Source organism: Peribacillus sp. NPDC060253, from assembly GCF_042727425.1.
Taxonomy (GTDB): Bacteria; Bacillota; Bacilli; order Bacillales; family DSM-1321; genus Peribacillus.
Map to the genome: position 1 here is coordinate 88,296 of NZ_JBHXAS010000003.1, position 18,843 is coordinate 107,138.

Consider the following 18,843-nt stretch of genomic DNA (forward strand, 5'->3'; position numbering starts at 1 on the left):
CTAGACATCCTTCCAATCGGTTATTGAGTGACTCTATTTCTGAGGGCAGCCTTAAATATCAAAGCCAATCATATTTTCTGCTATCTCAGCGAAAGAATCCTCCGAAGCTGAAAAATAGTTTTCCCAAAGGGATTTGCTCCAAATCTCAATACGATTGGTAACACCAAGAATTACACATTCTTTTTCCAATTGGCCATATGAAGTAAGCGGCGTGGGAATATTAATTCGCCCTTGTTTATCTATTTCGCATTCTGTTGCTGCTGAAAAGAAAAAACGGGTAAAGGCTCGGGCATCTTTTTTTGTTAAAGGCAGGGCTTTAAGCTTTTCTTCAAGCTGCTTCCACTCTTCCATAGGGTAACCAAATAAACATTGATCGAGTCCACGGGTCAGGACAAATTGCTCCCCGAGATTATCCCTGAATTTCACTGGGACTATCAAACGACCCTTTATATCGATGTTATGATGGTACTCTCCCATGAACATACCCAATACCCCCACATTCTAATCTCAATGTACCACATTCCCCCACCTTTCTCCACTTGTTTTTACTTTCTCTTTCCAAGCAAAAATTCCCTTCTTTTCTAAATAAGTTTATTTAGTCAATTTATTTAAGAAAACCTGAAATTCGCTCGAACGAACTCATACGAAGGCGCAGACCCACTTTTACTGTCGAAGCACTACCTGCCCCGTGTTCTTGGAACAGAAAAAAGACAGGCTGGACGCCTGTCTCTTTTTCCATTTTTCATTTATCCCTCGTCAGGATAGGAATGTGGAAACTGTTAATCAAATGATCAGTTCCCCACTTTCCCCCAAAAACTCATGGTTCGTCGTTCTACATGAAAATCAATTTATGCTGATTATTGAACCGGTATTCCAGTTTCATGATATCGCGAACGAAATCCGGTCCATATTGATTCAGGTAATAAAAAACATTCCAGATCCTCTCCTGGGGTGACTCCAGAGGATACAACGAATTTGCTATCCGTTCATATTTTTTCAATATAACCGAATGACGTTCCTTTGTCCGGTCACCGATCTTCCCATACATGAAATCCAATTGCTTTTGGATGAATTCAATGTTTTTATGTAACATCGGCTCAAGTCCTCTATCTAAAGAAACGGCGTGTTCGAAAAGCTTTTCATGGTTCTCTTCAAGCTGCGATTTCAGCGTACCGAATAGATGATCGATCGTCTCATCTTTCACGGAATCAAGGAAACTTTGTACAGCATTAGCGGTACCCTCAGTCAGAACAGTTTCCAAACCGAGTTCCATTTCTTCAAGATCCGTTTGGACACTTCGTTCTACAAGCGTGATGTTTAATCGAGGAATGATTGGCGGCATCTTCATTGCGAACAACTCAAATGCCTGTTTTAATTCTGCCCAATAGGCAATTTCCCCTGGCCCAGAAATGAAAGCCAATACAGGGAAAAGCATTTCCTGCATAAGTGGGCGTGTAATGACATTGTTGCTAAGTCGTTCTGGATTATTTTTGGCTATCTTCAGGAGTTCTTCCTTGGAAAATGATACCTCACCATTTTTCCCGCTGAAACCGCCTTCTACACGTTCGAGTAAACATCGATCCTTTTTTTCTGGATCATAATAAAATAAATTCGCGGCTTGTTTATCCATTTCTATCATTTTTGCGTACCCTTTGGCATGCATGTATGTTTGTTGTTCCTCGACCACTTCAGCAATCCGTTCACTTTTATTGATCATCAACTCAAAGTAGCCCTTCTCGATTTGCCTTAATTCCGAATCTCCGGCATCGACAAGTAAAAGGCCATATTCCTGAAACCACTCATGAATCAGCCGTGCAAAAAAGTCAACAAAGGTTTTCGATTGACTAATCGTTTCTTTCATATCAATCAGGAGTTTATTCGTAAAGGCAGTTTCTCCATAGGTTTCAATAATTTCTTCAAACCACTTCCCTGCCTTTTCCGTTTCAAGCTCCACATCTGAAACCATTGTTTTATACGGCTGATAGGAAGGATAGGTTTTTTTGTCCGGTTTACCGTTTTTCATAACATAAACATGATTGACTTCAGCCAAATCATGATCTTCTCCAGCTATCCAAAAAACTGGAATGACTGGCCGCCCCAGTTCTTTCTCTTGTTCTTCCGCAAGCTTAATGATCGATATCACTTTATGAATGGTATACAGCGGACCTGATAATAACCCAGCCTGCTGGCCTCCAATCACAACAACGGAATCATCCCTGCGCAATCTTTCAATATTTCCATCAACAGCTGCACTGCTTGGAAGATGAGACATGTATTGTTGTATGTAATCCGATAATTCACCACGTAAAAAAGAGCGATTCATCAATTCATTATATCTATTACGATAAATGTCCGGCTTAGACAAGTCATAGTGAAAATAATCCTCCGCTTCAAGACGGTTTTGTAAATAGTCCGATGCAAAACGGTTTAAAGATGGTAACGCGAGATCTTTCATCTCCATTTCTGTTCTCCCTTTCTCTGCAACTACAATTCTTTTTAGAGTATAACATTCCGGTTTAAGAAAACAAAAGAAGTTGCCCAGCAGCAGAAAATTGTTGCGATGTTCTATGTTATGTAGTCAAGAACTTCGTAATACTTGTTATTAATCCGATGGAGAATAGCAGAAGGTAAGCGACAAAAAAGAAGGCGAAGTTCACTCTCCAAAAACCCTTTAATACCTTATGGAAAATGATTTCTCCTTTCACCTTGTAATGGACAAGGACCACAACGAAGGCGTTGATGAGCACGATGAGCATAATCACCCAAAGAATATGCTTATCCCAAATTGTAATAATTAAATAATGGACGGATAATACGAAAAACAGCGTACTCATGTCCATCGCAAATTGAACGGAGCACCTGTGGTTTCCGGTGAATTTTTTGGCACTTACAAAAAAAAGTATATACCCTACAAAAGGCAAGGTAATAAATATCGCGGCAAGACTTGAAACAACGTTCGTCACACTCTCATCCCCCCTGAGACTCTTTTCCTTTGACCATCATATATAGGGAAGACGTCAGGCAATCACTTTTCCCTTTACGCTTTGCCTCCGAGAGGATATGACCCAAAATAGCATCAATTTCCGTTTCACGGCCGTTTTCTAGATCTTTAAGCATAGACGATCGGTTTCCCGCTGTCGCCATACAAACGGATTTTACATGTTCAAATGACTCCGTTTTATTCCGCAATTCCAAAATACCGGAGATTTCTTCAAAAAGAGCTTGAAACAACCGATAATAAAAGGCGTTAGTGATTAAACCGCCATTTTCCACATTAAGTATCGCTGTTAATGGATTTATTACTGCATTAACGACAAGCTTACCAATCAGCATCGAGTGATAGTCCTCACTCTTAGTAAAAGGAAATTGAGCAATATCTTCATTCAATAACGTGAGTTGATCAAGATCCCCTTTAAAGGAAGCGATCCTTGTAATGCCAGGTCCCGTATGCTCCACGGTATTCCTGTCATGCCTCAATGCCCCATGCTCCACTACCCCCACATAGATGGCTGGAGATTGCAGCTGTTTCAAATAAGAAATATGCCCGTATCCGTTCTGCAAGAATAGCAATGGGACCTGAATACTCTTGATTGCAGGCAATAATTCTGGCAGATGATATTGTTTAACCGTCGTTATAAGTAGATCCTGATCCGTAATCCCCTCATCCAAGCCCTTCGAAATGATGCCGGAAAACACTCGGCTTTCACCATTCTCAATAAGACGGATACCAGCACGATTGATGATGGAGGCCTGTTTTGCAGTGCGAGTATAAAGCGTCACTCTATGTTTTCCACTCAAACGGGACGCAAACAGCAACCCGATGGCCCCTCCTCCAATGATTCCAATTCTCATAATACCCTTCCTTACTTTTCGAAATATATTTACTATTCTAACACATTATCTTTTTTATCCTGCATCATTTTTCACAGCCTCACTTTCATAAAACCGGCTAAATTAGCATAAATGAAACAGCCCAACAATAAAATTCAATGGAAAGTATTATAAATACGCCATTGAAGATATATTTCCTTCTTTAAGGTAAAATTTAATGGTATATTAGATACGAAAAGCTTAGCCATTTTTAGACTTTATAGGATCAAAAGATACCTCCAATCTCAACCGACGAGTAATCGAAGGAATAGGACGGAGGATAAAAGGCTGTAAGCATTTAGTCAGCAAGGGTGAATCGATCGATGTCATGCTAGATTTTGCCTTAAGCTGGGTTCCACATGGTAGCGATCAGTGGGATGGACTTTAGATGGGGACTATCACAAGAGGTTTATCAGAATTAAGGGGGAGCTTTTTTATGGAATACAAGGTGGAAAGATTACTTGTGAATTTTAAAACGCTTGAGGAATTCAAAAAATTCAAAGAATACGGGATCCAGGAACTTTCAATGCTAGATGATCTAGAGGGTAACATCATTGAAAATGACAGCCAATCACCTTTTTACGGAATCTTTTATGGCGACAAACTTGTAGCCCGGATGAGCCTGTATAAAAGAAGCGCTAAATTTGACCAGTATTTTGACAATTCGAGGGACTTCCTTGTTCTTTGGAAACTTGAAGTCCTGCCTAACTATCAGAAAAAAGGCTACGGAAAAGCATTAGTCGAATTCGCCAAAAGCCAAAAGATGCCTATCAAAACCAACCCAAGAGTTCATTCACAAGACTTTTGGAAAAAGATGGGGTTCTCTGCTGTATCCTATGATATGGAAAGGGACCTTGGAGAAAACCCGCTGATTTGGAGCCCATTTGACAAACAAGAAGATATAGAAATAGATACACAAGACTAAGAAATTAAAGAAAATGCGGGCGGATTTTTCCACCCGTATTTTTTATTTATTGACCCTCTCTAAATTACCATTCTTATCCATTTGGAAACTCACTTTCGGATTCGTCTTTTCGTCTTCTTGTACACTAAGCTTTCTCGCCCGCTCCATAATTTGCATTAACGCACGATAATCCTCCTCAACCGCTTTCAGGTTTTCTTTTAACAAGGCATTTTCTTCCTGCAATCGGACATTTTGCTGTTCTAGAAATAGGTACTGCTCAGAAATCCGTTCTTTTTCCTTATTATCAACCTGGAAGAACTCATCCATTTTAGTTAAATATAATATGACTTCCTGAAGGGTAATAGATTCTTTTTCTTCTTCCTGCGGCGCTTTTGGTTCAATAGTGTTATTTTCGACCACTGCAACGGATTCCCTTTCCATTTCAGCATCATTGACTACCTGTTCTTTCCTTTGTTTTTTTGCCAGCTCGATCCCTGATTTATATTGCTTTCTTACAAAAGAATTCCAACGAAATCCACAAGCAGCAGATGTTCTCGATAACTGCTTCCCTACTTCTTCAAAAGCCTTTAATTGTGTACTGCCCTCTCGTATATGCCTTAGCACCACTTCAGCCAACAACAAATCCTCATCCTGAGTCCATGCATCTTGTCTCGCAATCGACATCTCTCTACCTCCCAGCAAGTTTTAATTCATAATATGCACATGCTAGGAAAGATAGAAGAATATAGAGCGTGTAATATTTATTTTTTCTTAGTTAAAAAACGATTGACTGCGGCATGATGGGCATCACTCGCCCACAGTTTAGCACATTCCCTGATTTCCGCATCCATTCTTCCTTTAAGCCCGCTAGCCTGCCATTTATTGACCAACAATTTTTTGTAAGCGATCAATACCCCTGTCTCATGGCGAAGGAAATCTTCTGCGAACCTTTCCCATCCATCACTGCCCTCTCCGACTATCTCATCTACGAAACCAATTTCCACGGCTTCCTCTGCTTTATGTATTTTTGCATCCATTAATAGCTTTAGCGCTTTTTGCTCTGGTATTTTTTCAAGTAAAAGTGAAGCACCGCCCCAACCTGTCGTGATACCTAGAGTTCCTTGTACAAAACCTAGCTTAACTCCGCTTTTCGCTAGCCTGAAATCACAAGCTGTAGCTATTTCGCATCCCCCGCCGATTGCGCTTCCATTGATAAGCGCTAGTGTTGGTTTTGGAAAAACTGCTAGTGTATAAAGAATTTCGCCCATTTTCGATAACATACCAAAGGCCTCTTCTTCTGTATACAGATCATGAAATTCACTCAAATCCCCACCAGAGCAGAATGCCTCGGACCCCACTCCTGTAAGGACTAGCAACTTCACTTCGTCATCGATTGCCGCTTCCGACAAAATCGTCTCAAGTTCGTCCATCAATTGATAATTCACAGCATTCCTTTTCTCCGGTCTATTAAATTGGACCTTCATGAAACCGCGTATATCCGTTTCAACCTTAATCATCTGATTCACGTAAGCACCTTCCCCGAAATCCTCATTAAACTTGAACAATTCCAAATATTGCGCCAAATTAACTTGTAAAAAAAGCACAGAGAAAAAATCTCTGCGCTTTGATTAGCGTGTTGCATCAAGAAAGCAAAGCTTTCAAGTAGGTCAAGAAATTATTTTGCGACAACTTCTTTTCCTTTATATGTTCCACATTCTTTACACACGTGATGTGAAAGAGTCATTCCACCACAGCTCGGGCATTCTACCATACCAGGTACTTGAAGCTTGAAGTGTGTACGACGTTTTCTTTTTACAGTTTTCGACGTTCTTCTAAAAGGTACAGCCATTATTCCCACCTCCTTAAAAAATATAAAAAAGCTGGAAAAATCGAATTAACGATTTTTCGTTCCAATCAAGATTCTTTATTGTTGTCAAAAAAGTCGGCAAGCTTTGCAAATCTCGGATCAACCTTATGTTCATTTTCTTCGACAGAAATAACAGCCCAGTCTTTCCCAGATCGAGGAGCAGCTTCGTTCGAATCGACATCCTCACAAAAAACCTGCATCGGAATTTCTAGCAATAAATTTTCTTTAATTACCGGTATAAGGTCTACAACGTCACCTTCCACAACAGTGACATCATCTCCGTAGAAATCAGTGCCATCTGCCTTTAAAAGAAAGGTTTCCTTTGTATCAATATCAATCGGATATTTAACGTCTACCAGTGTACGGGAGCAAGGTAATGTTAATTCACCAGTAAGATGCAAGTGAAAAGTAATCTCGGTCGAGTTGATATCAGCTCTTCCTGCTACTCTAATCGGAGAAACGTCGCGTATTTGCGGGTCTCTTTCTCTAATGTCCAAGACATCCACCAGCTCATCAAACCGTAAATCTTTGTCCCGAATTTTTTGAAGTTGACTAATCGTCCATTTCAAATGAAATCACCTCAAGGCAACAAAAATAATTATAGCTTTCAATTATAAGTTTGTCAATATTTTTTCTTTACACTATAATGTAGTCATCCTAACAGATTATTCAAGATTATGATTCATTTCAAACAAAAAATCACGACGAATCATTATAGTAATTTTACTTGAAATACTATTTTAGCACTAAGTTGGAAAAATACAAAGTTTTTCTCTGAGGTGATCGAATGAAGGCTTGCGGTTTAGTAGTCGAATATAACCCTTTTCATAATGGACATGTTTTACATGCAAGAGAAAGTAGAGAAACAACGGGGGCGGATGTCGTGGTGGCGGTTATGAGCGGGCCCTTTTTACAGCGCGGCGAACCTGCTATCGTCAGCAAGTGGGCACGTACTGAAATGGCATTAAATGGCGGCATCGACCTTGTTATCGAGCTTCCTTATGCTTTTGCAACGCAGAAGGCGGAGATATTTGCAAATGGATCCATTTCTCTTTTGGAATCCCTTGGGTGTGACTCATTTTGCTTTGGAAGTGAGGATGGCAGAATTGAACCATTCATCACAGCCCATAAAACCCTTTCGGATAATTCGGCCGCATTCGATGCAGCCATTAAATCGGCGATGGACGCTGGGAATAGTTATCCGGCAAGTGCAGCCCAGGCCTATCAATCGATCATCAAAAGTGATCTGGCCCTGGATTTGACGAAGCCTAATAATATTCTTGGAAAGGAATATGTAAGTGCAGCCCTTTCAAATGGCTATTCCATTCGCCCTTACACGATTCAAAGGGTTTCTGCCGGATACCATGAAACAAAGTTATCCAATGATCGTATTGCCAGTGCAACGGGTATACGAAAAGCCATCCATGAACAAAACCAGGAATTAGATCCTGTTTCCAGTTATGTTCCTCAACCGACAATGAATGGACTAAAGCAATACTTAGCGCACTACCATTCCTTACATGACTGGGAAATGTATTGGCCTATGTTAAAATACCGAATTCTCTCGTCTTCTTTAAACGAATTGGCAGGGATATACGAAATCGAGGAGGGCATTGAGTATCGAATAAAGGAGATGGCCAAACAATCTTCGAACTTCACTGGATTCATGAACGCACTTAAAACAAAGCGCTACACATGGACCCGACTCCAGAGGATGTGTGTCCATATATTGTCCCATACATTAAAGGAACAAATGAAACATAAAGAGCATCCATCCTATATCAGGCTTCTTGGCATGACTCGCAGGGGGCAGGAATATCTTCGTACCGTCAAAAAAGGCTTACCGATCCCGCTCATCTCTAAGCTTTCTTCCTATCAGGAGCAGGACATTGAAAACGACTTACGAGCGGCACAGGTGTATGCATTGGGCTTATCCGAACCATATCAAGCAGCCTTGATGAAACGGGAATATGCAGCCCCCATCATTATTGAGTGAATCGCTTTCAGCCTGGCATATTGCTTATAAAAAAGAAATTTCATCAAAAAAAAAGCGCAAACAGATGACTGTCCGCGCTTTTTTTCATTTTTCTTTTCCTTTTAGTTTCGATAGATAGGCTAACGCATCCTCAAAGTTATCAACTGGAACGATCTTCATGTCCGTTTCAATGTCTTTTGCAGCTATGAGTGCGTCTTCATAATTGGAACCATCTGCTCCGTTTTCATTTGGGGCAAAGAAGATTTCGGCTCCAGATTTATCGGCTGCCACTATTTTCTGTTGAATCCCGCCAATTGGACCTACTGTCCCATCATCCGACATCGTTCCTGTACCCGCTATATCGTATCCTTTTGTAAGATCCCCTTTTGTCAACTGATTATATATTTCCAAAGAAAACATTAAACCAGCAGAAGGACCGCCTATTTGTTCTGAATCTATGGCAATCGCCGGTTTTGTAGTCACTTTTCGATTATCATCTAGTGAAATGCCTATCCCAACCCTATTTGGGTCTTCTTTAAAAGGCTGTAATGAAAGAACGGCTGTTTTCTCCGTCTCCTCCCGCTTATAGACTATTTTGACTTCATCTCCAGCTTTTTTTCCGTTAATGTAGTCCATGAATTCTTGTGCAGACTTGAATTTAACATCATCGACCTGAATGATTTGGTCGCCCGCTTTCAGCTCTTCGGCTGCCGGCATTCCTTTAAGCACGTCCAAAACATATACACCCAAGTATTCATATTCGACTTCTTTCCCTGCTTTTTCATAGGCTATCTGAATGGCATTATTTTTAGAACCATCCATTAAGTGCAGCTGCCTGATGTTATATTCTTCATCTGTTTCATCTTCGCTTCGAATGGAGGTTTCCGGATATAGCTCTTGATATTTGCTCCACTTCGCCAGCATATAGGAATAAATATTCGCCCGGCCCATCCTTACAGTGGTTAACATAAAGCTCCCTTCAGCTTCATCACCTCCGGACACCTCTATGATTGGCTCTAATTCCTTAGCCATTCCTGGTTTTGATACATAAAAAGGTAGGGAATAAAGGGCTGATGCTATGAGAAGTATAGCGACCACCAGGAAAGTGCGTACATACATTTTACGGCTCATCTTCAAAGGACTCCTTCCAAGTAACAATGCTTTGCTTAATTTGATCTATCTTTCCCCTTGCTGCTTCTTCTCCAATACTAATTATTTCCTGTACATTTGTAAATGATTTCGAGCTGTATTTCTCAACCCTGGGACGTATCATGACGTCTGAAGCAAACTCCCGGCTTTTAACCAGCTCCATTTGCAGGATATCGAGGCTTTGCATGATAACATCATAGATGGAGTTTATCTCCATATCTTGTTTCACATGGGCGACATCCACACCAATAATGATGTCTGCTCCCATATCCTTCGCGACAGATACAGGAACCCTGTCAACGACTCCGCCATCAACCAGCATTCGATTTCCAATTTTTTCGGGAATGAAAATTCCGGGAATGGAAATGCTTGCCCTTACAGCTGGGGCGATGGGTCCTTCCTGAAAAATGACCTTTTCCCCCGTTTTTATATCAGTGGCGACAACTGCTACAGGAATATCTAGTTCTTCAAATGTCTTACCATATGTAAATACCCTGATTAATTCCTTAGTACGTTTACCTGAAATGAAGCCCATTTTAGGAATCGTAAAGTCTAAATAATACTTTCGTTTAAATGCACGGGACAACTTATATAGCCTTTCAATATCCGAACCCGCTCCATAAAAGGCAGCAACCATCGCCCCCATGCTGGTCCCAGCAATCATATCTATCGGAATTCCTTCTTGCTGCAATACCTTTATCACCCCAATATGTGCAAACCCCCTAGCTCCTCCTGACCCAAGTGCAAGCCCGACCTTTGGTTTCGACAAAGATATCCCCCCTCGCATACATGATAAAAATATTGAAATAACACTCATTCAAAGTTATGGTCTTAAACGGATTTATAGAAGCATATTATTTATATTGACAGTGATACAAGCATTGCGGAAAAAGTCTATGTACCTGTGTGCTTGTTTAAAAAAAATCGCATTGTACGATCATCCTCATTTATACATGTCATTACAATTCATATTCCATTACGCACCTTACTTTTTTAAGAAAAGGAAGTTCTTATCATATCTTTATTATATACGAAACGAACTGCCCTTATTTAGTAACCTTCAAGAGGAGGCTGAATTTTGCTTATATCAAAATCTAAAACAGTATTGTTAGCCACCTCCGTCACGATGATGGCAATTGGCTTGATCATCTTTCCCCAAGAATCTTTTGAAGCTTCCAAAGGTGGACTGAATATGTGGTGGAAAATTGTTTTTCCTTCACTTCTGCCATTCTTGATTTTCTCGGAGTTATTGATCAGTTTTGGGGTTGTCAGGTTCATCGGCGTCATGCTCGAACCATTTATGCGTCCATTATTTCGGGTACCCGGGGTGGGGGGGTTTGTCTGGGCGATGGGACTTGCATCCGGGTTTCCAGCTGGAGCAAAATTCACGGTAAGGCTTCGTCAGGAGGAACAATTGACCCGCATTGAAGCCGAAAGACTCGTTTGCTTTACTAATTCATCCAATCCATTGTTTTTGTTCGTAGCCGTCGCGGTTGGTTTTTTCCATAATCCTCAATTGGGGATCATCCTTGCACTTTCTCATTACCTAGGAAATTTTTGTGTAGGCATCATCATGCGTTTTTACCGGCAGAAAGAAGAGAAATCCTATACAAAAGCAATGACCAAGCTCCCGTCCATTAGACAGGCCTTTAGCCAGATGCATCGAACCCGCTTAAAAGAAACAAGACCATTTGGCAGTTTGCTTGGAGATGCGGTTCTCTCATCCATTCAAACCCTATTAATGATCGGGGGATTCATCATTCTTTTTTCAGTAGTCAACAAGCTTCTATTTCACATGAATATTACCGTACTGCTCGGATCGTGGATCGGAGGGATTTTACATATTTTCAATTTCCCGGATTCCTTAAGCCTCCCGTTCATCTCAGGCATGTTTGAAATGACTCTTGGTTCAAAATTAACCAGTGCGGTCGAAAATGCAAGTCTCTTTCAAATGACGGTGATGACAAGCTTCATCTTAGCTTTCAACGGGTTCAGCATTCAAGCGCAAGTTGCCAGCATTATAGCCGCAACGGACATCCGTTTCACTCCATTTTTTCTTGCAAGGATAGCGCATGGCTTTCTGGCATCCATCATTACCATCTTGCTTTGGGAACCGCTCTATAAAGGCGATAAGTATAGCGTCAACCCGATACACGCCTTACCAGTCAGTGTATCCGGTGAACATGCGAGTTCTCTTTACCAAAATATGCTTGATTTCGGTCCTATTCTTACAATCGGGTTTCTTGCCCTTTACATCATCATATTTACAAAAAGGCTGTTCAAAGAACTTTCTTAAACCGAAAAAAGAGCATTGCGCGGTTGGCAATGCTCTTTTTTCTATTCTTTCTGTTGCTCGTACTTTTTGGCAAGAGCTTTCTGGACAACAGGAGGCACAAGTTCGGAGATATCCCCTCCATATTTGGCAACCTCTTTGACGATACTTGAACTCAAGAAAGAATATTGATTTTTCGTCATGATAAAGAATGACTCTATCTTACTGTTAAGAAATCGGTTCATTGAAGTTCCCTGCATTTCATATTCAAAGTCGGAAGTTGCCCTTAATCCCCTGATAATGGCATTGGCGGAAACGCTTTCAGCATAGTCGACCGTCAATCCTTGATAGAAATCCACTTTAACATTTGGCATATGGGCCGTCGCTTCAGTAATCAATTCCAGCCTCTCTTCCACTGTAAAAAGGGAATTTTTCGCTGAATTATTCACGATGACCACATATACTTCATCAAAGACATTCGCTCCTCTTTGAATGATATCAAGATGACCAAACGTTATTGGATCAAAACTCCCCGGACAAATCGCTATTTTGGACATTCATAGTTCCCCCTGTTCGTCTACGTTTCCCCATTGATAAATCGTAACAGCAATCATGCCATAAACTTCTTTTCTCTTAATGGTAAAGTCGCCAACTGTTTCAGGCAATGTAACATCATGGCCATGCTCACAAACAATATATCCCATATCGTTCAGCAATCGGTATTTATGTATTTCTTCAAGAATATCCACAAGCTTCTGTTTCTTATAAGGCGGATCAAGAAAAATTAACTCAAAAGTCATTTCCCTTTTCACCAATGCTTTTAAAGCACGCTCTGAATCATTTTTATAAACTTCTGCACGGTCTGAAAACTTGCATAGTTCCAAATTGGTCTTAACCGTTTGATTTGCTTTGAAATCCCGGTCGACAAATATGGCTTTATCCATGCCCCTGCTTAACGCTTCAATTCCCAGTCCACCGCTACCAGCAAACAAATCAAGGACTAGCCCACCTTCGAAATAAGGTCCAATCATATTAAAAATGGATTCCTTGACTTTATCCGTAGTCGGCCGGGTTCCTGTACCCGGTACAGCCTTAAGTGGTCTTCCTTTACAAGTTCCGGAAACGACCCTCATCATTCTCACCACATTTTATGACAAATTTCTGTTACTTTCCTATCCTAACATATTAGAAAAAACTAGCCAATAATAAAAGCCAATTCCTTCATTCCAAGATAAACATCCACTTATGAATTTTTTACATTGTATAGTAGACAATCATTCTTTTTATAAATCTCTTTCATTTTGAATAATAAAGTCGTTTTTGGCAATAATGTGAATAACAACATTCCTTTTTAGGTGTTGTTGCCAACCGCGGAGAAGGCTTACGTTTCCCCATAAGTTCTTCCTCCGGTTTCTCCTCTCCCTTTGCCTTCTGGTCCTTAAATAGACATAGAAGGACCCTGCAAATTTTTGCAGGGCTTTTTTTTTGTAAACCTCTGATGTCTAGTGTTCTTTGTCAATGAAGTAGTCCTTCTCTTTTATGAGGGAAAATGATAAAGTAATGAATAATAAGTTAGTTAGGAGAGGTTTAATTGATTCAACGTTTTATTGAACTTGGACAAGGATATTCCGATATATATGAACTGCTTGAAGTAGGACGCAATCAGAAGCATCGAGTTGCAAGGCTATTGGCCCTGCATACTACAATGCATGATAAAAAGGTAACCTCATTGGTGATCGTCATGTCGCCTACAGACCCAGGGAAATTCCAACCGCTTTATATTTGCCGTGAAGGAATACCAAACCCTCATGTCACCAAAAACAAACGGTATGAGCTTTTTGAGAACTTGTCGGAGGAACTAGATAAACCCATTATTGAAATCGATGTGAAATCTTCGTTTCTCTTTGCAGAAATCGAGTTATACTACCAGCACTTAATCGGCATTTTGCGAATGAATAGGTACCTACCTCCATTAGGCTGATGCTCTGAATTGAAAAAAGCTGACTCCGCATGAGTCAGCTTTTTTCAAATTCCCATTTTATAATCATATTCTTTCGCTTTATCCGGTTTGGAGTTTTCAAATTCCAACTTCAAAAAAGGCTTATAAGAAAGGTCCACTTTTTTTACGAACGAATAATTATTCAATTTCTCCACCAGTGGTTCCACTTCGTCCATATTCGTATAGAGGACTACATATTTCAACTTTTTTGAAACATAATGGATATTTCCAAACTTCCTAAGCATTTTGGCTTGTTTTAATGTATGTAAATAGACGATGATTCCTTGTCTCGCTCCAAGCATATCAATAACTCCCTTTTATAAAGGTTTTAACTAAGTGTAGCATAGCAGAATCTTTACTTTCAACCAAGAAAAAAGATTATAAACGAAATTCTCTTACTATTATGAATATATATACTTTGAAGGGAGCCAACAAATCAATGGATTTAGATCAAATTTGGCATCAATTTATTGATCATCTGTTAGATAATGAAGAAATTACACAAGCTTCGTTCAGGAAGTTCACCGGCATACCATTTATATATATCCATTATCATTTGGCACAAAATGATAAAAGTAAGCTTTTTTTCTTAATAAAAAAAGCCGCAAGCCTTTCAATGCGCGGCAAGCAGCTCCATTGTGAAACCATTTTTGTACGGCAGGAAGAACATGTATATGTATTCCGCCATCGTTTTTTTGTGCCGCAACAAAAGATGTTTTGCTGCGGCAACCTTTGTCCCGACTGTATCCTATTTCGCAGTTAAACGTTCAGCGTTCGTTGATTGCAACTGGTAAATGCAGCCCTAAAGCTTCGTATGGGATGAGGTTCAAGTTAAGCATGCCTCGGTTGATTATATCCCACTGCCCCGATGGCGGTTTTCTTACATGACACAGCCACCGAAATCCGAAAGCAATACCGAATTTCGATGGCCTTATGTCATTGCATGAATGCCAATTCGTAGGCATTCGTTATGATTGCTAAGCGGAGCACCCACAACTTCCACCAGTTCCGCAGCTTCCCGATGAACATCCACCGGATGATACAAAAAATGGATTTCCTGCAGGGGTTTTGACCTGTTCGGAAACCGCACGGCCTATTCTTCCGCTTATCTCATCAAGAACGGATTGCAATTCGGTCTCCGCCCTTTTAAACTCAGCAACGGCAGGATGCATATCCATATCTCGTTTAGCTTCTCTTGTCTCTAAATTGATGCGTTTATAATCCGGATGATACTTACCGAACCTCTGAACATCTTCAAAATGATCCTTTAATGAAGTAAACTTCGAAATCTTCCGCTGTGCCTCTTTGTCGCTCTGTAATTTATATAAACTAAGGAGATATTCTTCCCCTATATCAGAATGAAGGATCATATCAGCCAATCCGTCAGCCTGTTGTAAAATGTCGATGATTTCCATAGTAGCAAGCATGAACAAGCTCACCTCCATCATCATTTTACCATTTCTCTCTTTCAGATGCTAATGGTTTGATTAAATCGATGAAGTGATATGTACCTTAAACTCTTTTTGCAACCCTGTTTTTTCACCTGAATCATTTAAGATCTCCAGCCTTATTTTATGCATGCCATTCGGGATATCCTTTAAGATAAATGCTGCCGTTCTCATATCGACTTTCTTTTGATTATCAATAAATACGGACACAGTTGCCAATTGATCGGAATTCGCTTCAGAAAAACCATAGTTTTTCAAGTAGCACTCTACGTATACAGAGTTGCCTTTCACAAAGGTATTTACCCGAAAATCTTCATCTGAATCTCGGACGCTTGATACAGTGGTGGCAGCTTTTAGGGTAGATACATCTTTTATAGCTGCTCCTGAATTCTCAGGTTCCGGTATTTTCTTTCCACAACCTGCAGCTGCCATCAACACTGTTAGAACCAAAATCAACTTTCTCATACCATCGTCCCCCTTTTGCCTTTATTGTTCGCCAAAAGGAGTATTTTACTCTTTTTTTCTTCATTCACCTGGAGCGTTCATTGCCTGGAACATATGGAGCATCATGGAGGCAACCTGAACGCTTTCCGAAAATTTAGAAACCCGATGGGGAATCGACTTCTCAAAATAATATTTCGCTTCGGTTTCAAAAACATCCACTTCATGGGGATTACGCATTAGTCTTTTATACCACCCAGGTTGTACTCTCAAGTAATTTCGCATATCTTCGTTTGTTTGAATGAATTCATATATATTTTGACGCATGAAATGCCCTCCTTAATCTTTGGTGAATATAAAAGGGTTAGCTCTCTGCTCTTTTTCTTTTGGTGGAGAACTGGACTCACCTGATTTATTCCCTTGGAAAGCAGATAGAACTCCTTGGATTGCTCCAATGGCCTGATTGGCATTGGTAATATATTGTTGAATCTGGCCCATATCCATATTTTTAACTGCACTCATTAACGAACCGATCAACTCTGTACCCTGTTCTCCCTTATCTTCCGGCTGTGACGGGGTTTCTGAATTCACCAAGGAATCTTTCACACTGCCGTCAGCCTGCCAGCGTGGATGATCTTCCCCGAGTAAATACCATTCTTCAAAAAGTTCCTGCCATGTTGCTTGCTTGTTTCTCACTTCGTTCACTAAATAAGGATGCTTCTTGACAAACTCCCGAAATCCATCGACGGATGGGCGCTTTTTTTTTGCCATTACTCTCACCTCACACATAGACATCGCCTATTCCACCATATGCTACAGTGAAATAAAAAGTGCATCCATTCCTTTGAAAATGCAATCGAATTTCCTTATCGTGTAATACCAGTGAAAAGGAGGTATAAACATGTTGGATTAAAGCAAAAGGAAAATATTGATATATTTCATGCTTGTTCAATTACATAAGGATGTAGGCAAACAGGGGATGAATTAACGTGTACGTGCCAATTTATACATAGAATTTTCATTGAGGGGAAGGTCTACCATGATGAGTGTGAACTTCGTGCTGTATTGACAGGGAACTTTTTCATCTTGATAATGAAAGGAGCCATAACAAAAAAACGGACCCAAATTGGATCCGTTTTTTTTATTTTTTTATAAAATTCTGGGTGTAGTACTTTTTATAAACCCCAACACCCAGTCCTGTAAATTCCTCGTTAAGCATCGCATCCCGATGCCCTTTACTATTTAGCCAGCCTTCCATCACTTCCGCTGCGTCCACATACTTAGCCGCAATATTTTCACCTGCTGCTTTGTATTTAACATGACCTGCATCAAGACGTTTTTCCAAGTCCCCATTTGCTTCAGAAACATGGGTTCCTTCAGGAGTGTCCGTCATTTCCCGGCTATGAAGGTAAGCAACCTCCGCTGCAGGACCATCCCACTCTAAAGGCTTCAAATCAAATCTGCGGCGCATGATATTCGTAATATCGAAAATCTGCTGCTCATTTCCATCTTCCACCTTCACCAAGTCTTCTTTAGAAAGGTCCTCAACTGTCAAAAGTTTTCCATGATAGGTCAACTCATAAGGCTGCTGCTTTAAAAGGGCGGAATCATCCAGAAACCGAATACTTGAAACAGTTCCTGTGAATTTATCCAAATACAGCTGAACATGTATGTCGCCTAGCTGAATCAAAGGCCTCATGTTCATATCTTCCTCCGACAATTCAAAACGATAGGAACTGTCGTCAACCTCAATATCAACAGTAGGTTCCACATATAAGCTGGAATAGATGGCATCAATGGATTGTCCAATTTTAAAAGGAGCCACATTTACCTTATCACCGATTCCATAAGCGGATACCACTTTTTCATTTTCTATGGCTAATTGAAAATAATTGTTATAGTCCTTTTTATAAATCCACCATTCATATCCATAGGCGGACATATCAATTCGATCAGGCTCACCGTATTCCTTTTCTATCTCTTTTACATGTTTCCCGATTGTTACTGCCAGACCTTCTGTCGCTTTAGTCGCCACTTCTTTTTGGGAAGAAGTACTCTTTTCATTTATATGTTCATTGGGGTTAATACCATTGTTACCATCAATAAGAAGGTTTCCTTTATCTTCATCACCGATATTAAGATAAATACCGATTACGAAAAAAATAACGATTAACACCAACACCTTACCTAAACTGCGCAGAGGAACACACCCTCTCTCTATCTAATTTATGTATCCAATGCAAAAACCTTTCTTTCCTGATTATATCATTGTTCAATCATATTTTTCTAATTTACGTTAGACTGCCGCTTCATTAAATTTATTTAAAAGTGGAACTTTTTTGAATGATTAAAATACCATGGTTTTAGTTCATTGCAACTTCCACCATTTCATACTATTATAAAATATAGGATAAAATGGTATATTATAAACATACTTGGAGATTTTTAATATATTCATGTACATAATATTTTCCCGGTATGTCATTTTAATTCTCAAAAGTAAACATAGGAGGTACTACTCGTGAAATTTGAAAGCTTTGGAATCGAAAACATCACAGCCGACTTAAACCGATTAGATGACCTAATGCCGCAGTACGGTTTAATACGTGCAGAACAATGGGATTATGAAAGAGTCAGTTACGATCGTAAATTCGAATTAAAAGAAGGCACGTTTTACCTGCGAATACTTGGCTATGCTACAGAAGGTGATGTAGGCGCTCACAGGGCCGTCATCAAACTAATGGTTCCTCTATTAGGGAAACACTATTATCCACACGGAGTTGAATATGGCGAAGGAGAGGACTTCCCTGCATCACTAGTTAAACAATGCGAAAAAAACCTCGCTCAGATCAAAGAAGAACTTACTCAATTCAATGGCCTGTAAAAGCCGTTAGTACAAATGCGGTACAAAAGAGGGT

The 18,843-nt window shown here is 40.1% G+C and carries 24 protein-coding genes; 6 read left to right on the forward strand and 18 right to left on the reverse strand.

Features of this window, described 5'->3' with window-relative positions:
• Nucleotides 1-51: 51 nt before the first annotated feature.
• The 4 genes from mraZ to ACFWE9_RS01795 form a co-directional block, all read right to left on the reverse strand.
• Complete coding sequence (gene mraZ / locus ACFWE9_RS01780; RefSeq protein WP_230158244.1) at nucleotides 52-483, reverse strand: division/cell wall cluster transcriptional repressor MraZ; 432 nt, start codon at nucleotides 481-483, stop codon at nucleotides 52-54.
• A gap of 349 nt (nucleotides 484-832) precedes the next feature.
• Complete coding sequence (bshC, locus tag ACFWE9_RS01785) at nucleotides 833-2,461, reverse strand: bacillithiol biosynthesis cysteine-adding enzyme BshC (protein WP_230158245.1); 1,629 nt, start codon at nucleotides 2,459-2,461, stop codon at nucleotides 833-835.
• Nucleotides 2,462-2,570: 109 nt separating this feature from the next.
• Nucleotides 2,571-2,963, reverse strand: coding sequence for a DUF3397 domain-containing protein (locus ACFWE9_RS01790; RefSeq protein ID WP_377355347.1), 393 nt, complete (start codon nucleotides 2,961-2,963; stop codon nucleotides 2,571-2,573).
• Between the two features lie 4 nt (nucleotides 2,964-2,967).
• Complete coding sequence (locus tag ACFWE9_RS01795; protein ID WP_377355348.1) at nucleotides 2,968-3,852, reverse strand: 2-dehydropantoate 2-reductase; 885 nt, start codon at nucleotides 3,850-3,852, stop codon at nucleotides 2,968-2,970.
• Between the two features lie 454 nt (nucleotides 3,853-4,306).
• Here ACFWE9_RS01795 and ACFWE9_RS01800 point away from each other — a divergent pair, with 454 nt between their 5' ends.
• Nucleotides 4,307-4,795, forward strand: a complete 489-nt coding sequence (locus ACFWE9_RS01800; RefSeq protein WP_230158248.1) for an N-acetyltransferase — start codon at nucleotides 4,307-4,309, stop codon at nucleotides 4,793-4,795.
• Nucleotides 4,796-4,837: 42 nt separating this feature from the next.
• On the opposite strand, the gene ACFWE9_RS01805 is transcribed toward ACFWE9_RS01800, so the two are convergent.
• The 4 genes from ACFWE9_RS01805 to ACFWE9_RS01820 form a co-directional block, all read right to left on the reverse strand.
• Entirely contained in the window at nucleotides 4,838-5,458 is a 621-nt protein-coding gene (locus ACFWE9_RS01805; RefSeq protein WP_230158249.1) for an RsfA family transcriptional regulator, read from the reverse strand.
• A 77-nt stretch (nucleotides 5,459-5,535) separates the two neighbouring features.
• Nucleotides 5,536-6,291 (reverse strand): enoyl-CoA hydratase/isomerase family protein, encoded by a 756-nt coding sequence (locus tag ACFWE9_RS01810; RefSeq protein WP_377355357.1) that lies wholly within the window; start codon nucleotides 6,289-6,291, stop codon nucleotides 5,536-5,538.
• A 158-nt stretch (nucleotides 6,292-6,449) separates the two neighbouring features.
• Nucleotides 6,450-6,623: a 50S ribosomal protein L32 gene (gene rpmF, locus ACFWE9_RS01815; RefSeq protein WP_034313929.1), complete on the reverse strand. Its 174-nt coding sequence runs from the start codon at nucleotides 6,621-6,623 to the stop codon at nucleotides 6,450-6,452.
• A gap of 65 nt (nucleotides 6,624-6,688) precedes the next feature.
• Entirely contained in the window at nucleotides 6,689-7,210 is a 522-nt protein-coding gene (locus ACFWE9_RS01820; RefSeq protein ID WP_230158250.1) for a YceD family protein, read from the reverse strand.
• Nucleotides 7,211-7,428: 218 nt separating this feature from the next.
• On the opposite strand from ACFWE9_RS01820, the gene ACFWE9_RS01825 reads away from it, so the two are divergent.
• Nucleotides 7,429-8,637, forward strand: a complete 1,209-nt coding sequence (locus tag ACFWE9_RS01825; RefSeq protein WP_377355349.1) for a nucleotidyltransferase — start codon at nucleotides 7,429-7,431, stop codon at nucleotides 8,635-8,637.
• 84 nt (nucleotides 8,638-8,721) lie between these two features.
• Here ACFWE9_RS01825 and ACFWE9_RS01830 read toward each other — a convergent pair whose 3' ends face one another.
• Complete coding sequence (locus ACFWE9_RS01830; RefSeq protein ID WP_377355350.1) at nucleotides 8,722-9,747, reverse strand: SepM family pheromone-processing serine protease; 1,026 nt, start codon at nucleotides 9,745-9,747, stop codon at nucleotides 8,722-8,724.
• Nucleotides 9,737-10,534 (reverse strand): patatin-like phospholipase family protein, encoded by a 798-nt coding sequence (locus tag ACFWE9_RS01835; protein WP_230158253.1) that lies wholly within the window; start codon nucleotides 10,532-10,534, stop codon nucleotides 9,737-9,739. Before ACFWE9_RS01835 ends, ACFWE9_RS01830 begins: the two co-directional genes overlap by 11 nt.
• Nucleotides 10,535-10,843: 309 nt before the next feature.
• On the opposite strand from ACFWE9_RS01835, the gene ylbJ reads away from it, so the two are divergent.
• Nucleotides 10,844-12,061 (forward strand): sporulation integral membrane protein YlbJ, encoded by a 1,218-nt coding sequence (gene ylbJ, locus ACFWE9_RS01840; RefSeq protein ID WP_377355351.1) that lies wholly within the window; start codon nucleotides 10,844-10,846, stop codon nucleotides 12,059-12,061.
• A 41-nt stretch (nucleotides 12,062-12,102) separates the two neighbouring features.
• On the opposite strand, the gene coaD is transcribed toward ylbJ, so the two are convergent.
• Both coaD and rsmD read right to left on the reverse strand, forming a co-directional pair.
• Nucleotides 12,103-12,594, reverse strand: a complete 492-nt coding sequence (coaD, locus tag ACFWE9_RS01845) for a pantetheine-phosphate adenylyltransferase (protein ID WP_230157451.1) — start codon at nucleotides 12,592-12,594, stop codon at nucleotides 12,103-12,105.
• Nucleotides 12,595-13,170, reverse strand: a complete 576-nt coding sequence (gene rsmD / locus ACFWE9_RS01850) for a 16S rRNA (guanine(966)-N(2))-methyltransferase RsmD (protein ID WP_230157860.1) — start codon at nucleotides 13,168-13,170, stop codon at nucleotides 12,595-12,597.
• A gap of 458 nt (nucleotides 13,171-13,628) precedes the next feature.
• On the opposite strand from rsmD, the gene ACFWE9_RS01855 reads away from it, so the two are divergent.
• Nucleotides 13,629-14,018, forward strand: coding sequence for a DUF7147 family protein (locus ACFWE9_RS01855; RefSeq protein WP_230157454.1), 390 nt, complete (start codon nucleotides 13,629-13,631; stop codon nucleotides 14,016-14,018).
• A gap of 44 nt (nucleotides 14,019-14,062) precedes the next feature.
• Here ACFWE9_RS01855 and ACFWE9_RS01860 read toward each other — a convergent pair whose 3' ends face one another.
• Nucleotides 14,063-14,338: a YlbG family protein gene (locus ACFWE9_RS01860; RefSeq protein ID WP_230157456.1), complete on the reverse strand. Its 276-nt coding sequence runs from the start codon at nucleotides 14,336-14,338 to the stop codon at nucleotides 14,063-14,065.
• 137 nt (nucleotides 14,339-14,475) lie between these two features.
• Here ACFWE9_RS01860 and ACFWE9_RS01865 point away from each other — a divergent pair, with 137 nt between their 5' ends.
• The gene (locus tag ACFWE9_RS01865) at nucleotides 14,476-14,799 is read left to right on the forward strand and encodes a hypothetical protein (RefSeq protein ID WP_230157457.1); all 324 of its coding nucleotides are present in this window, start codon (nucleotides 14,476-14,478) and stop codon (nucleotides 14,797-14,799) included.
• Nucleotides 14,800-15,013: 214 nt separating this feature from the next.
• Here ACFWE9_RS01865 and ACFWE9_RS01870 read toward each other — a convergent pair whose 3' ends face one another.
• From ACFWE9_RS01870 to ACFWE9_RS01890, 5 genes are all read right to left on the reverse strand, one after another.
• Nucleotides 15,014-15,463, reverse strand: coding sequence for a YlbF/YmcA family competence regulator (locus ACFWE9_RS01870; protein WP_230157863.1), 450 nt, complete (start codon nucleotides 15,461-15,463; stop codon nucleotides 15,014-15,016).
• Nucleotides 15,464-15,523: 60 nt separating this feature from the next.
• A complete protein-coding gene (locus ACFWE9_RS01875) occupies nucleotides 15,524-15,949 on the reverse strand; it encodes a hypothetical protein (protein WP_230157459.1) in 426 nt (141 codons plus the stop codon).
• Between the two features lie 60 nt (nucleotides 15,950-16,009).
• Nucleotides 16,010-16,252, reverse strand: coding sequence for a YlbE-like family protein (locus ACFWE9_RS01880; RefSeq protein ID WP_230157461.1), 243 nt, complete (start codon nucleotides 16,250-16,252; stop codon nucleotides 16,010-16,012).
• A 12-nt stretch (nucleotides 16,253-16,264) separates the two neighbouring features.
• Nucleotides 16,265-16,696, reverse strand: coding sequence for a YlbD family protein (locus tag ACFWE9_RS01885; protein ID WP_230157463.1), 432 nt, complete (start codon nucleotides 16,694-16,696; stop codon nucleotides 16,265-16,267).
• A gap of 370 nt (nucleotides 16,697-17,066) precedes the next feature.
• Nucleotides 17,067-18,101, reverse strand: a complete 1,035-nt coding sequence (locus ACFWE9_RS01890) for a CAP domain-containing protein (RefSeq protein WP_377355352.1) — start codon at nucleotides 18,099-18,101, stop codon at nucleotides 17,067-17,069.
• Nucleotides 18,102-18,446: 345 nt separating this feature from the next.
• Between ACFWE9_RS01890 and ACFWE9_RS01895 the strand changes: the two genes are divergently transcribed.
• The gene (locus ACFWE9_RS01895; RefSeq protein ID WP_230157467.1) at nucleotides 18,447-18,809 is read left to right on the forward strand and encodes a YugN family protein; all 363 of its coding nucleotides are present in this window, start codon (nucleotides 18,447-18,449) and stop codon (nucleotides 18,807-18,809) included.
• Nucleotides 18,810-18,843: the final 34 nt, after the last annotated feature.